Source organism: Bacteroides intestinalis (assembly GCF_003464595.1).
Taxonomy (GTDB): Bacteria; Bacteroidota; Bacteroidia; order Bacteroidales; family Bacteroidaceae; genus Bacteroides; species Bacteroides intestinalis_A.
Map to the genome: position 1 here is coordinate 41,355 of NZ_QRZF01000024.1, position 15,267 is coordinate 56,621.

At 47.3% G+C, this 15,267-nt stretch carries 7 protein-coding genes; all 7 read right to left on the reverse strand.

From position 1 onward, the window contains the following. Positions 1-32: 32 nt before the first annotated feature. Positions 33-347, reverse strand: a complete 315-nt coding sequence (gene rhaM / locus DWW10_RS22705) for an L-rhamnose mutarotase (protein WP_007666569.1) — start codon at positions 345-347, stop codon at positions 33-35. Between the two features lie 20 nt (positions 348-367). Further along, positions 368-1,774: a glycoside hydrolase family 88/105 protein gene (locus DWW10_RS22710; RefSeq protein ID WP_022391778.1), complete on the reverse strand. Its 1,407-nt coding sequence runs from the start codon at positions 1,772-1,774 to the stop codon at positions 368-370. A 27-nt stretch (positions 1,775-1,801) separates the two neighbouring features. After that, the gene (locus tag DWW10_RS26620) at positions 1,802-5,005 is read right to left on the reverse strand and encodes an alpha-d-galacturonidase (RefSeq protein ID WP_022391777.1); all 3,204 of its coding nucleotides are present in this window, start codon (positions 5,003-5,005) and stop codon (positions 1,802-1,804) included. Positions 5,006-5,098: 93 nt separating this feature from the next. Beyond that, complete coding sequence (locus tag DWW10_RS22720) at positions 5,099-8,458, reverse strand: exo-rhamnogalacturonan lyase family protein (RefSeq protein WP_182021520.1); 3,360 nt, start codon at positions 8,456-8,458, stop codon at positions 5,099-5,101. A 2-nt stretch (positions 8,459-8,460) separates the two neighbouring features. After that, positions 8,461-10,287, reverse strand: coding sequence for a rhamnogalacturonan lyase (locus DWW10_RS22725; RefSeq protein ID WP_022391775.1), 1,827 nt, complete (start codon positions 10,285-10,287; stop codon positions 8,461-8,463). Positions 10,288-10,319: 32 nt separating this feature from the next. After that, positions 10,320-13,325, reverse strand: coding sequence for a glycoside hydrolase family 2 protein (locus tag DWW10_RS22730; protein WP_022391774.1), 3,006 nt, complete (start codon positions 13,323-13,325; stop codon positions 10,320-10,322). Between the two features lie 100 nt (positions 13,326-13,425). After that, positions 13,426-15,264, reverse strand: a complete 1,839-nt coding sequence (locus tag DWW10_RS22735; protein WP_022391773.1) for a rhamnogalacturonan lyase family protein — start codon at positions 15,262-15,264, stop codon at positions 13,426-13,428. Between the last annotated feature and the right edge of the window lie 3 nt (positions 15,265-15,267).

Here is a 15,267-nt window from a genome sequence, read left to right on the forward strand (position 1 = left end):
ATTGAAGACTCACTTCAATGCACTTTTAAGGTTTATTCCATGTGGAATACCTCGGGCAAGGGTATGGTTACCGGAGAATTATCCGGATTTACTTCCATGATATCCGCCATGTAATCCCACCATTTTTGTACAATGGGATTGGCACCCATATCCTGCGAGGATTCTTCACCCCGAGTCTTCTGGCAGGCAAAGAGGATGTTGGTGTCGCGGTCCCAATAGATGGAGTAGTCATATACTCCGCCGTCGGATAACATCTTTTTCAGTTCGGGCCAGATGGCTGCATGTCTTTTCTCGTATTCCTTTTCGAAGCCGGGCTTCAGGAACATTTTAAATGCTTCTCTTTTCATGATATATTATTCATTGAGGGTTAATCGGGTTTACTAACACTGAAGATCGGTGCGGTAGTCTTCTGTTCAGTATGGTAATACTGAATAGCACTGTCGTTCATTTTAGGATGCTGTTTATTCAACAGGTTGATCATTTCAGCTCCTGCCCAGATTACAGGACCATAGCCGTGTGCGGCATACACATTGACCGGGCGGTAATAGTAGAATGCAGGATCGAATGCCATTCCGGTACCCACACAGGTGCCTTCTACTTGTCCTTCTGCATTGATTTGTGTAGAAACTGCATGCCAACCGAGTTGCGCTACGGGGCCGTAAGCCATTGCATCGAGCCAACCTTGGTTGATGGCGTGGGAGATACAATAGACATAGATAGCGGTTGCTGAAGTTTCCAAATAGGAATCGTTACGATCTAACAGTTGATGCCAGAATCCTTCGCCACTTTGAAGAGCAGCCAGTCCACGGACGTGTTCACGAAAGAGGTTCATGAGCTTTTCACGCTGGGGATGGTTGGACGGCATTACGTCCAGCACTTCGGTCATGGTGAGCAGCGCCCAACCGTTGGCACGTCCCCAGAAGAAAGCAGGATGATCCCCCATACCTTCTACCCAACCGTGACGGAAGAGTTTCTTCTCGGGTACCCACATACGCTCGGCAAATTGGAAGATTTGGCGAACGGCTTCGGCCAGATATTTGGACTGTTCTTTATCTGCCATACGAGAGTACCAGGCTATGGGAGGAACGCCCATGAACATATCATCCAGCCAAAGCGTGTTGAGTTGTGGACGGATGCGGGCAAAGGTTCCGTCGGCAAGGCGATATTCTTTGTTTAGAATGAAATCGAGATAATTATTTATCAAAGGATAGAGATTGAGAGATTTATCCTGTAATTGTGCCTTAATCATAGCAGCACATACGGCACCGGCATCATCAAGCGCATGAGGTGTCAGGATTTGCTTCATTTGTGGGTCGGTAGTACCATTCTTTTCGAGCAGATTACGAAAATGCGGAGCCACTTTGGCGAGAAACTTGAAGCGATCAGTAACATATTTCATGTAAGCTGCGTCTCCGGTGGCTTCGGCAGCTGCCATCATGGCCGAATAAGTAACTCCCCATTCATAACTGGCCAGGCGGAAGGCGCCGCGTTCCAATTGGGCGTCGGCAGGCAAGTTACTATAATCAGTGATTACTTTTCCGGTCTTCTCACTGACCACACGGGTATGAGTAGTCTTTTCCAAATAACGGAGAATACGGTCGATATCAGTTTTTACTTCAGTAGTAGAAAGAGCTTTATAGGGTACTTTATACTCCGGTTGCAACAGGTGCAGCGGGGTGTTGGAGTCATTTATTGCTTCCTTCTTTTTCTGGGCATAAGTGCTGATGCTGAGTAACAGCAAGGTGCCTGTCAGGCAGAATGTCTTTATGTTCATACTTTTAAATACTACATTATATAATTACTATTTAAATTCATATCCTCTGAAACTTCCTTTCAGATCAGGTCCGAAATAGAAACCGGGTTGTGTAGGTTGGTTGTATGCTACGTTTTGTGTAGCAATACTGATCCTGTAAACCGGATCTTCCAGGAAAGTGTGGAAACGGTAATCAGTTGCTATGGGTGATACATAGAGGCGTAGTGCCGTATTGTCTTCTGTGCGTAGCAATACTTCTTCGCGCCAGTCACCCAGAATATCGCCTTGCAGGCAGGGAGTTGCTTTGGTTCCGTTGTTCGATACAGCACCTTCGAATGTGACGAGCGGTTTGCAGACGCCGGCTTCCCAATCGTACTTGGATACCACATTCTTGTTCAGCAACTCACGGAGTAAATCGCCGTCCCACCACACAGCCATATTGACAGAGAATGTTTTGATATCGGGATTGACTACTTCTCCCTTGATATTGCGTAGTCCTTTTGATTCCCACGACCACATTTCCACGCCGGGGTTTGTCGGGTCGATGTCGGCAGCCATACAACGTCCTACGTCTATTCCGCTTTTCACCTGAAAGAATACTTTTCCTGTTGCTGCATCGCGGAAGCTGGAACCGTCGCGCTTATTTTCATGGCAATCCCAAACCTGAAGTCCGGGCATGTCGGGCGAAAACTTCGTCAGATGCATGGCATCTCCGTGTCCCATTCCGGTAGAGTAAAGCCCTTTACCATTATTATCGATGGCGCAGGAACCATATATAATTTCGTCACATCCATCCCCATCTACATCTGCTACACGGAGGTTATGATTGCCTTGTCCTGCATAAGCTTTGTATTCTGGGGTGTTACTGTCGAATATCCAACGTTGTTTCAGTTCTTTTCCATCCCAATCGAAAGCTGCAAGTACAGTACGGGTGTAATATCCGCGGCACATCACTACACTGGGATGGATGCCATCCAGATAGGCAACGGCTGCCAGGAAACGGTCGCTTCGGTTGGCGCGGTTATCTCCCCAATCTGCCAGATTTCCGCGTGAAGGAACATAATCGATAGTCTGCATAGCGGCACCTGTGTGTCCATTGAAGACGGTGAGGTACTCATTACCCTTCAGGATGCGACCTTGATTGGCAGGGGTACCCGGTTCGCGATAGTCGGCCGCAGCATCCCCGATCACTTTACCTTGTCCGTCGATGGTTCCGTCAGAAGTCTTCATGATGATCTCTGCACAGCCGTCGCCATCAAAATCATATACCATGAATTGAGTGTAGTGTGCACCTGCACGGACATTGTGTCCCATATCAATACGCCAGAGGCGTTCACCTGTCAATCGATAGCAATCGAAGAGGACATTTCCAGTATAGCCATCATGGGCATTATCATGTGCGTTCGAGGGATCCCATTTCAGAATAATCTCATATTCTCCATCCCCATCGACATCACCAATAGAGGCGTCATTGGGTATATAGGTGAATGCTTGTCCCGAAGGGGTGACCCCATCCGCCGGACGATTTAGCGGAATATTGATGTATCCTATGGGTGCCTTCGCTGGCAGTGTATAGTTGCCCTCGATATGTCCTGTTTCCACGCCGTTTACAACGGGTTTTACGGTGTACGTAGTTGCTTTCTTTCCTTTATAGGTATCCCGGTAGAAAGTTCCCGTAGTAGCAGGTACTTCGGCTATCTTCTTTCCGTCCCGATAGAGGTTGAACGCTGTATTCTCGGGGTCGGACGAGAGGTATCTCCAGGAAACAGCTACTTCTGACGGGTTCTCACGGATGGCTACTACACCACGACCCAACTTTTCCTTTTGTAGCTTTGAATAATCATAAGCCGGAGCATTCGCCGCGTTGCGGAAGCGGCCGTACGTCACGTTCTCTTCCGTTACATTCTCTACGTTATGTACGTTCTTGATGAATTTCGTAACTTCATCGGCATGTACATTCTTTATAACGACGTTCTTTGCAGGCAGTTTGGCATCACCTTTCAGATCGTAGATAGCCTCGGTGCGTTCGCAGGTCACGTTCGTCATGTACAGGCCATCGATGCGGGTGATGCGCTCTTCGTAAGTGGGCACCAAATCGCGCCATTGGTAGAGTACATCCGTATCAATTTCGAGTACACGCTGCATCTTGCCTGCTTTTACGTTCTCCATGTGGATGTTTTCGATGAAACCGCCCCGGCGGTGATTGGTCTTGGCAAAGAAGAGGCGGAACACGGAGTCTGGTGCTGCGCAATCGTGCATATATACGTTGCGTATGCCGCCTGACATTTCGCTGCCGATGCCCAGTAATGTATGCCCTTTTATGATGTCGCAGTTGCGTATCACAATATTCTCGCACGGGGTATCCAGCCGCCAGGCATCCTGGTTGCGCCCGGCTTTGATGACAACTGCATCATCTCCCTGGTCGAACTTACAATCTTCTATCAGGAAGTTGCGGCTCATTTCCAGATCGACACCGTCGTTATTGTGCCCGTGGGCATATACGTCCAGATTGCGAACAATACCGCCATCGCACATGTACAAGTGAATCGTCCAAAAGGGGCTTTCACGAATCTTGAACTGATCGAGCAAGACGTTCTTACATCTGTTGAAGTGTATCAGGTGCGGGCGAAGATTATTTTCTCCTTTCGCCATCTGTCTTTTCTCTACCGGAACATCCGTTGAGGCCATGGTGTAGAGTTCGGCCAGCGCGTCCATGTGAGGTTTCGGTCGCTTGAACCACTTGCGCCACGTGTCCATGATGGGCTGCAGTGTTCCGGTTCCGGTGATGGCTACATTTTCACAGTCGAAAGCATACACCAAAGGAGAGTAGTTGTAACATTCCATACCTTCCCATGACGTCATCACGGCAGGCAGATAGTCTTCTGGATTGTCTGTGAAGCGCAGTATGGCACCGTCGGATAAATGCAGGTTCACATTGCTCATTAGGTGTACGGGGCCTGTAAGCCACTCGCCGGCGGGAATCACGACACGGCCGCCACCGGCGCGATTGCATGCCTTGATGGCCTTAGCGATGGCTTTTGTATTTATCGTTTTCCCTCCTTTTACTGCTCCATAATTTGCGATGGAAAAATCACGGTTGGGGAAAATAAATTCCTTTATCGGCTCCATGGCGAAAGGTGCGTTGACGGTGACAGTCTTATATTTCGGGGCGGGCATGGCGCCCGATAATCCCAGCGCAATCACTGCAATGGCAGCTATGCCGGCCAAGGATTTAAAACAAGGTTTTTTCATGATATATTTTGTTTTTCATTAGTTGCAAAAATACGGCTTAATACGAAATATTTCCATAGAATACTATGCAATATATATGGAAAATCGTGCAAATCATTCGTCCATGGGGATTACTTCCTGCATGTAAATGGCATCCAGGCTCCACAGGGCGGCATCGTTTGTGCTGATGCTGGTACATTCGTCCAGCGGGGCGGGCACTTCGGGCGGAAGTAGGGTTGTGATGCGGAAAGGCGGTGCCGGCGTATGCTCAAGTCTTGTGAACAAATCCGTCCAAGCCTCCTTTGCCATTTCCGGGTTACGTGTATGATAGGCTGCATAGCCCATCAGACGTGAAATGCGAAAACGGCTACGGTTTAGCTCCCATGCCTTCTGTTTGTAGCGCACCGTATAGTCCAGCCAAGTATCTCTCCATTCGGACAGATCAATCATCCGGAGCATTTCATTCATCACCTCGAAGCCGCCCATGATACTCATTAAGTGGTTGGTACTTTCCAGTTTCGGGTCGCACTCACTGCTGATGATACCGGTTGCAGGATCAAAGCCAAGCGCTTTAGGACCTGTGAAAATCCGGTTGGGTAGGGCGGCGATACTCTTCATGCCAGTGATGATTTTATCGCGATAAGCTACATTGCGGGTGCGCTCCCATTCCGTCATCCAGTTTCCGGCATATGCCAGCCAGTCGGGACCAATGCGCAGGCGGGCAGGGGCGGTGCAGGGATATTCGCTACGTGGTTGTGCCAGGCGCATAGGGTCCAGGGTATAGAGCTTCTGTTCGGCGTCTTTTACCTCGGTCATGAGGTCCCCGCAGCGTTCGTCCGTAGTGAGATAATAGTAGAAGCGATTCCATGCAGCCTGACTGATGCGTGCTTCCTTGGCGCCACATCCCCAATGGCTGACGTTGTGACGACTCCCCAATCCGGCATTCTCCCCTATATGGTAGACGTCTACCTCGGCCGTATGGCGGGTCATAGCTTCTGCCATGCGCCAAATGTCTGCACGCCCTGTGCGCAGGAAATTATACCAAAGCCACATGTTGGAGGCCAGTTCCGTATTGTCCCAGGCAAAGCCTCCGATGTCGTAGCGCCAGGTGTGGCGAATAGGGTCATACGCATGCATGACGTCGCCGTAGTTCCAGAAACCATACCATTTGTTCTGTTCGATGGCCTTCTTGTAGAAGTCAACGTACGCATCCAGCCGGTCTTCTACCCGGTTGCGGAATGGAGTACTGCGATCCGGAAGGCTCCAGACGCCAAAAGCCTGCTGCGCGTGCAGGTATTCGGGAGTAGGCATTAATACACCCGGTTCCGAAAGTTGCTTGGCACGGTCGGCAAAAGCCTGTTTTCCGGTATATCCTCCCTGTGGAATCAGGGTGAGCGTGGTGGTGCGGGCAATTCCATAAGGTGTGCTCAAACCTTCCTGAACATCCTCGTAACTGGCATTTAAATCGTGTGCCACATTATCGTAGTGGCGCAAATCCATAGGCTCGGCATCGGGGCTCCATAGCCAGGCGGTAAGGGTAGCTACGGAAGTCTTCGTCTCGGAGATTTCGATGGCCGAAGGATAAGACTGCCAGAAGTCGTGCAGGCAAAGCCCCAATCCACCGCTGACGTCGCCGGCAAAAGCATATCCCTCACTGCGCGTGCCGGAGAAGGTACCTATCCAAGGATTCGTGTCATTGGCCCGTTTACGGATGGAGAAAGCATCCGCAGTGAGCTGAGACAGGCGGTAGGTGTTCCACGATGCCCAGTTGTCCAGCAGCGAGCGATTTTTTTCATCAAAAGTTTCATAAGGTGGGATGCGTTTTCCTTCCATCTGTTGCTGTTGTAGGGAGATTTCCTTATCCTTACCGGCATTTTTATCTGTCACATCCCGGTCGGAGTTCCTGTTTGCTGCACCGCCCAATGTCAGTACACGACGCCCTACTAATGGCTGTACAGGTTCGCTCCACACTCCGCCATCAGCACAGGAGAAGGCTATGTGGCGGTTGTAAAGTGCTTCGCGCATAGGCACGTCGAAGCGGACGCCTAAAGCACGAATGAAATCCTGGTTCTGGTCTCCATCGAACAGGAAACTGTGCACCATCTTCATCTGCTCACTTCCACCATAGAAATAGAGACGTACTACAAAGGGCAGCCATTCACGACCGTCCTTATTCTTATGTATGCCCTCCAGTTTTATCAGCGTACGTACAGTGCCGCAGCGCTCTACCGTCGCCGATTTCACTTCGCTCACATAGTTACTGAAAGATATCTGCGAAGTGCTTTCAAGAACGGGCGTGCTCTGTGTGCTGCATATCAGACGTGCTTTCTCGCCCACCTTTACCCCTTTATATAGTAGACTGTCTATCAGGAATTCACCTTGGCGGGGAATGTAAGCCGAAATCACTCCTGTTTCTATCAGAATGTTCCGGGGTGTCTCGGTGACGGAAACGGATGCTTGATCGTTGGGATTTGTTGTTCTTGCCTTTTTTACCGACTTCTTTTTTGCTAGTTCAAGTGTCGCCCCCTCTGTTCCGGCGGGGATAACGCCTGCTACTCCGCTCCATTTCACCGAACCGTCCGGCCAGTAGGCCAGCACCCAGGTGTCGATCGGTATGTTTTCACCATTTACGGTGGTTAACCGTAAAGTGCTTTCAGGAAAGATTTTACCTTTCTCAAAAGGTACGCCGAAGCTGACCGCTTTGTCCATTTCGGGAGTGCCGCCGATCCATTGCAAAGGCACAACGGAGGTTTCCTGCAGTGAGCACTCGTAGCGGAAGTTGGTAATACGGGTACGCGATAGGGTGGTGCGGAAGCCAAACCAACCTTCAGTCAGTGGTTTGGCATCCCTGAAATCCACCAGACGCTTTCCGTCTATATAATAACTAACCCTATTATTTTCGTTCGTAATTTTAATATGATACCAGTGGTTCGCTTTCAGCAAATGCTCTGCATCGGTATATTCTTTTAAGACCGCAGGGCGGGCCTGAGGATCGGTGATGCCTGCTTCATTGCCATCATAACGACGGAAGCGTGTGGTGGAGTTGTGATTTCCGCCATATCCCAGATAATAAAGCTGCAGGGAGTAGCAATTCAGGAATATTCCATTGCGCCACTTCTCGCGTTTCCATAAGTTGTCCGGATACTTCGGGTCGGAAGCCATCCAGAAGCAGTTTAAATCACTCAGGCGGTCCTTCTCCGTTTCACTGATTACGCAGGCATCGTATTCAATGGTGACCTTACCGCTCATCTTCTCCTTTCTCCAGAGAGTCAGCCCTTTTGGGGAGACAATCTCAGCGGTATCTCCCCGGAACGTTACTTTGTAATCGGGCGATTCCGACTCCACCTTCCAGTATTTGTGAAACTGGCGGGCATTTAAGCCGGAAACCTGATTGTCCTGTGCTTTCAATGTTAGTAAAGACAGAAAGAAAAATGAAAGGCACAAACAAGTACGGAATCTGTTTCTTTTCATCATGATTAAAAACTTGTGTGTGGTGGTTGATTATATGCTACGTTTTGCCAAGCGATAGCCAGACGATATTGACGGTCGTTCATCAATGTTGGACGTCTGTCGGTGGCAGGTATCGTTGTTGTGTATATGCGCAGTTCTGTTTGGTCCTCTGAAGCCCAGATAACTTCTTCGCGCCAATCTCCTAGAATATCTCCGGACAGGCAGGGATTCCCTTTGGTGCCATTGTTGGAAACTACTCCCTCGGCTTTCAGCAATAGTTCAGTTTCTTCCGTTTGCCAATTCCACTTGCTGATGGAGACATGGTCTAATAACTCTGCCAGCGGATCGGCATCCCAATAGATTGTGAAATTGCAGGAATTCGGTTTCTTATCACTGATGAATTCTCCGGTATCTCCTCTTCGTAAGCCACCGATGTTGCACCAACATTCTGCTCCTTCATAGCGTGGATCGATGTCGGCTGCTACTCCGCGTCCGGCGTCTTTGCCTAACCCATCTTGCCAGATGATTTCTCCGGTGGCTCCGTCAAACATGGCTACGGCAGGAGTTCGCTTGACAATCTCATTATCCCCTTCGTTCTCATGTACGCCGAATACTTGCATACCAGGGCGCGAAAGGATTAAACGTCCGGCATGCAGGGCGTCTCCATGGCGTAGTCCCGTTGTGAAGAGACCTTTTCCATCATGGTCTACTGTCATAGCTCCCACGCAGATCTCATCATAACTGTCTCCGTCAAAATCGGCTATTGTTACGCTATGATTTCCCATACCGGAATATCCCTCCAAACCGGGGGCGGCACTATCGAAAGTCCAGATGCTTTTCAAGGTTGAGTTAGTAAATGTCCATGCACAGACTACAGTACGTCCATACCATCCTCTGACCATTACAGGTGAAGGAGTCTTACCATCCAGAAAGGCGACTCCCGCAGTGAAGCGGTCGGAGCGTCCGCCGGTATTATCGTTGCCACAGTTACCGCCGATGCCTCCCCATCCGTCTATGGGATAGCGGGTAGGAATGTATTCTTTAGTATCTAATTCTTTTCCGGTTTTACCTTCAAACACAGTCAGGTATTCCGGGCCATTGACTATCTTTCCATAAGTCGGACTCTCTTTATCCCATGTCCTCCAGTCTACTTGATTATCACCGATAGCGTGTCCTGTTCCATCTACGGTTCCGTCTCCTGTCTTGCAGCAGATTTCAGCACACCCGTCTCCATCGAAGTCAAAGACAAGGAAGTTGGTGGTGGCTGCTCCTGAACGGATATTCGGTCCCAAATCAATGCGCCAAAGCAATGTTCCATCCATTTTATACGCATCCAGGTAAGTATTTCCTGTAAAGCCACGTTGCGGAGGACGCTTAGAATTGGAAGGTGACCATTTCAGTATGATTTCATATTCACTGTCACCATCCAGATCTCCTATACTGCAATCATTGGCTGTATAAGAGAAATGTTCGCCTGCAATTTCTCCATCTTCCGGTTTCCGGATTGGAATACTTAAATAGGGGTGTAGTTCCTCTTCTGCCGAATGTGTCCAGGTGGCTACTTCTTTATTATCAGCTTTCAGTATCCAGTGATTAGTAGCTTTAAAGTCAGTATCCTCATCCAGAAAATCAGCGGTCTTACTAATTGGTTCCTTATTCAGTTTTATGGCTGTTCCGCCATTGGTGCTTCGATAGATGTCGAACTGCAAACCGGGTGCATCATCCAGCGTCATGCGCCAGCTGAAGTACATTCCTTTGTCTGTAGGGATTCCGACCAGACCTCTTGATAGCTTTTCTCCTGTGTAAGGTTGAGAAAAAGCATATATACTCCCGCAAAGCAGGAGTATATACATAATAACCCAGTGTTTTATATAACAATTCAACCTTATTGCCATAAGTTTTCTTTAAACTCTATTTCCACAATGCGTAATTCGTGCCTGGTCTTGTCTCCATCTTTAGCTTTATATAGATCCAATTCATTGGCGACGGGAGCAGCTACCTCAACTATCTGTCCGAAGGCATCCCCTTCTTTGCTGGCCCCTTTCAGACGAATGGTGATCTCGTTGGTCAATACAGGTTTTACTTTCAAATGAACATATCCCAGACTTTTATCTGTTTCTCCGCTCCAGATCAGTTCGTCACCTGCATAGATTTCCAGCGGATAACTGCGCAAACGCCATCCGGTCAGCTTCAGGCAAACTTCATCCACTCGTGCGGCACGTTCCAATTGGTAAGTGATCCAGGCTGTGTTTGCTCTTCCGTCATTTCTCCACTCGCTCAATTCGTTATCATCGAAACTATTGATAGCGTTTTCATTATTTGCGCCGGCGACAGCGGATAAGATGCCAACATCTACTTTCGTATCTTTATAAGAAGGTGTTAATGGAGTTTCCCCACGGGTTAATCTGCCTTCCAGTTCATTGCCGGGGATATAGCTGCTTAATCCATCTTTTACTTCTATTGGTGATGATGAGAAGCTGATCTCAGCAGATTTCAAACCTTCAGCTTTTGCAGTTACGCGAACTGTACCAGCAGTTGTCAGAGAGCGGATGAGTGCGCGGTTGATACCACATTCTACCGGCAGATCTTTTGAAAGAATAAAATTGTCTTTTCCTTGTGCGATACCACCACGCCATTCGGCAGGTCCTTCCACATCGAAATGTATCAGGTCATTGGCTAACGGACAACGTCTGCCATCTTTATCCATTACTTCTACCTGGAGCAATACCATATCTGCACCGTCTGCTTTCCATCCATTAGGACTTTGAATCAGGCTCAGCTTTATTTGCTCCGGTTCACCGGCTGTCTGTAAGTGGGTACGGCAGCATTCTGTTCCGTTTTCATCATAGCCCACTGCTTCCAATTTACCGGTTGCAAATGCTACATTTTCAAAAGTATATAAGAAATGGTGGTCTCTATTACCATATCCTAAGGATGTTCCATTCAGGAACAATTCCACTTTCTCTGCACTGGAAACTACATAAACCGGTTTCACTGTACCTTCTTTATAATTCCAATGGCCAATGATATGGATGCGTGGATTTTCTATATCTACCCAACCGTCCCACATCACCTGATGTGCAAAGAAAGGATCTTTGGGAATGCGCATGGCATCAGTTACCCCGCTACGACGATAATTCTCTACCCCGCGGAAATGAGTATTAGTATCAGAGAAGATGATTTTTACTCCACCTGAACTAACACGATCTCCGGTTCCCGGGCGTTCACGCCAATAGTCGAACCAGCGGATTATATTTTCTATCGTAAATGAATCTTGATTATGATTGTAAGCACGTGCATCTACTTTCTTCTGGATTTTATTGGTTGCGGCGGATTTGAAAGAATTGTTCCCTTCTCCATTCTTATGATAGGGGTAAGAGTATTCGTCCCAATACTTGCGCAATCCTTCATCGCGACAATATTCCATGGCCCACATCGGGTGATGTTTACTCTTATTGATATAAAGCATTTCTCCGCCATATTCGGCTTCGCGGATATCAAGCATTTCACGTGAACCAATGGCACGACCGCCATGAGGGTCATATTTATCGCGTATCGCTTTCATCTCTATCATGTGTTCCCGACTGATAGACTCATTCCCACATTCGTAAAACAGGATACTCGGGTTATTACGGTTGTAAATGATGGCATCACGCATCAGTTCAGTCCGTTGTCCCCACTGGCGTCCTTCACGGTCTTTTTCTGCATCACCGGCTTGCATTGCCTGGATCAGCCCCACGCGGTCACACGATTCAATGTCTTGTTTCCATGGAGTGATATGCATCCAGCGAACCAAGTTGGCATTATCTTCCACCATCAATCCATTGCTATAGTCACTCAGCCATGCCGGAACGCTCATTCCTACTCCCGGCCATTCATTGCTGGTACGTTGGGCAAATCCCTTCATCTGGATTACGCGATCATTCAGCCATATCATACCTTTCCCAAAGCGAGTTTTGCGGAAACCTGTCCGGGTGGCTACTTCATCTATCTTTTTACCGTCTGCCCATAAACTTGTTTTTACGGTATACAGATAGCCATATCCCCAACTCCAGAAATGTAAACCGTCCACTTCTGCAGCTGCTTTTAAAGTAACTGTTTCTCCGGGTTTTATTAAAGTCTGAGCACCGTCGAATACTTTGATTGTTTTACCGTCACGGTCTATCAACTCAACTTTATAGGCCACTTGTTTGGCACGCTTGTACTCGTTCTTTATCTCGGATTCCGCATGAATCACCGCTTTGCGGGATTTTACACGAATATCTTCCGCATAGATATAGACACCCGTGGTTTGCAGATTGCTGTATAAAGGCAGAGTCTGATATAATTTATCTGTAACATGTAGCCATACATTCTTAGGAATACCACCATAATTGGCGTTGAAGTTACGGTCGCTCCACTGATATTTGGTGTTGGTAGCGCGTTCCTTGTAATTCCAGTCATTATCAATGCGGAGGGCTATTACATTTTCCTGTCCGTATTTTATATAAGGAGTCAAGTCGAAACCAACAGCCATCGCACCATTCTCGTGCAGGCCCAGATATTGACCGTTAATGTAGAAATCAGCTCCTTGGCGGACACCTTCGAATTCTATAAATACCTTTTTATCTTTACTGCCAGCGGGTAAACGGAAGTGTTTACGATACCACATCACTGTATCCGTTAGCTGGTCGATGCTTAAGCGAAAAGCTTCATCTTCATTGAAAGCGCGGGGTAAAGTGACTTTTTTCCAATCTGTATCCTGAAAGTGTACTTGTTGGGCTTCAGGAGTATCACCAACGGAAAGTAACCAGTCGGAATTGAAATTATATTTATTGCGAGCATCTGATGCTCCTACATACTGGCTTATGGATATAAAAGCCAAAAGGAATAAAAGGATTCTACGTTTCATGGTTTATTAATTTATTTTGGGGAGCAAAACTAGCGTAAAGTTCCCTTCATTCTATAGACAAAAATTCATTTGCATAGATTATCATTCAAAATCATCTTATTTACTCTCCTAAATAGTAGGAAGGTACAGGTGCCTGTGGATAACCCATAGAACGATGTGCTACATAATTCCGGTATATTGCATCCTGCATTAAAGTTACACGACGGTCTTTGGCAGGGATATTCGTTGTGTAAATACGAATTTCGCCCGGTAAGGCTGTGATGATCTCTTCACGCCAATCACCATATAAATCGGCAATCATCAGGATATCCCCTTCAATACCTTCTGTCAGAGATTCCCCTTTCCATTTTATGATGCTTAAAGATTTTCCGTTAGAAAAAGAGTTTGCTCCCCATCGGTTATCGTCTCCTTTAAATGTTTCACGCAATAAATCTCCGTCCCACCATGCCCAGTTTCGGCAGGAAGGTACATCTTCGTTCTTACCTAAATATTGACCATCTGCAGAAAGCAGGTATTTGTCCGTACTTCCTCCTTTACGGTCTTCGCTTGCGAAACATTCCAGCCCTTTATGAGTAGGATCGAAGTCGGCAACCATGCCGTCACCCACATGGAACGTTTTGTGACCGATGTTCCAAACGGGTTGTCCGGTTTTTGCGTCTACCACACAAACTCCACGGCCGTTGTCATGCCAAGGTTCCAAACATAGAAATACTTCCATTCCCGGACGATTCGGGTCGATATCTGTCAGATAAATCTTATCCGGGTGTCCTAATCCAGTAGACCACAATAGTGTACCATTGTTATCAAGCATGCATGAGCCTAAGAGTATTTCATCTTTTCCATCCTGATCCACATCTCCGCATATCATGTTATGTGATCCCATACTTCTTACTACAGGGTTTTCTTCATCACTATCCCATCTCCAGGCGCGTTCCAGTTTGTTGCTGTTTAATTGCCAGGCATCTACAACCATCAATTTATAGGTTCCGCGACAAGCTAATATATAAGGTGTCTTCCCATCCAGATATGCCATACCTATCTGATTACGATTCTGGCGGACAAGATTTCCATATCTGTCATTGCGCTCAGGCCAATTCACGCGGGCTATTTCTTCTCCAGTCATGCCATTCAATACGCTCAAGTATTCTTCACCTGAATCTACACGTCCTTTTTCATTGCGTTTTGAATTTTCAGGAGCAGTCTTTAATGCTATTTCAGCTTTGCCGTCTCCATTGAAGTCGTAAGCGATAAAAGGAGAATACCATACGCCCGGTTCTATACCTTGTCCCAGGTCTTTAGACCACAAAAAAGTACCGTCATTCAGATAAGCCTCAATTTGATAAGTCTCTCCACCCAAAGTGCCTGGCATTCCCGGGTCTACATTTTTATCCGGCGTGCGGATGATGTAATCATAAATCCCGTCTCCATTTAAATCGGCAACAGCTATCTTGCCGGCTTTTATATTTCTATTAAGTTTGATTGATTGATAATTCTTCAATGATGGGAGTTCCACTTCTATTTTAGCAGATGTGTCGATCACTTTCTTCTTTTTATCCAATGCGCAGATCCAATAAGATGCTTTCCCGTTTGCAGGAGATTGATCTATGAAATCACAAGTCGATTTTACCAGAGATTTGGTTAAGCGTTCCGTCTTGCCATTTGCAGTACGATATAAATGGAAGGACACATCTGCATCATCTTGTTCCAGCAATCTCCAGCTAAGATATATGCCTTTTCCATCCATGGCAGGGGCTGCTGTCAGTCCTCTGTTCAAGTGCTCTTTTATTCGTTCGGTTGCAAAACCATTCACTTCAGGCTTCGGTTCATGTCGTGGTTCCAGAATCTCATAGTAGTAAGTACGTTCACGTAAATCTTGGGCTCGTAAACTACCGGCTGTACCGATTAGTAAAGTACAGAGGAGTAAATATCTGTTTTTCATTGC

Bases quoted from the DNA above. Each gene is read 5' to 3' on its own strand.
- DWW10_RS22725 (WP_022391775.1), bottom strand. From the start codon at position 10,287: ATGTATATACTCCTGCTTTGCGGGAGTATATATGCTTTTTCTCAACCT.
- DWW10_RS22710 (WP_022391778.1), bottom strand. From the start codon at position 1,774: ATGAACATAAAGACATTCTGCCTGACAGGCACCTTGCTGTTACTCAGC.
- DWW10_RS22735 (WP_022391773.1), bottom strand. From the start codon at position 15,264: ATGAAAAACAGATATTTACTCCTCTGTACTTTACTAATCGGTACAGCC.
- DWW10_RS22730 (WP_022391774.1), bottom strand. From the start codon at position 13,325: ATGAAACGTAGAATCCTTTTATTCCTTTTGGCTTTTATATCCATAAGC.
- DWW10_RS22720 (WP_182021520.1), bottom strand. From the start codon at position 8,458: ATGATGAAAAGAAACAGATTCCGTACTTGTTTGTGCCTTTCATTTTTC.
- rhaM (WP_007666569.1), bottom strand. From the start codon at position 347: ATGAAAAGAGAAGCATTTAAAATGTTCCTGAAGCCCGGCTTCGAAAAG.
- DWW10_RS26620 (WP_022391777.1), bottom strand. From the start codon at position 5,005: ATGAAAAAACCTTGTTTTAAATCCTTGGCCGGCATAGCTGCCATTGCA.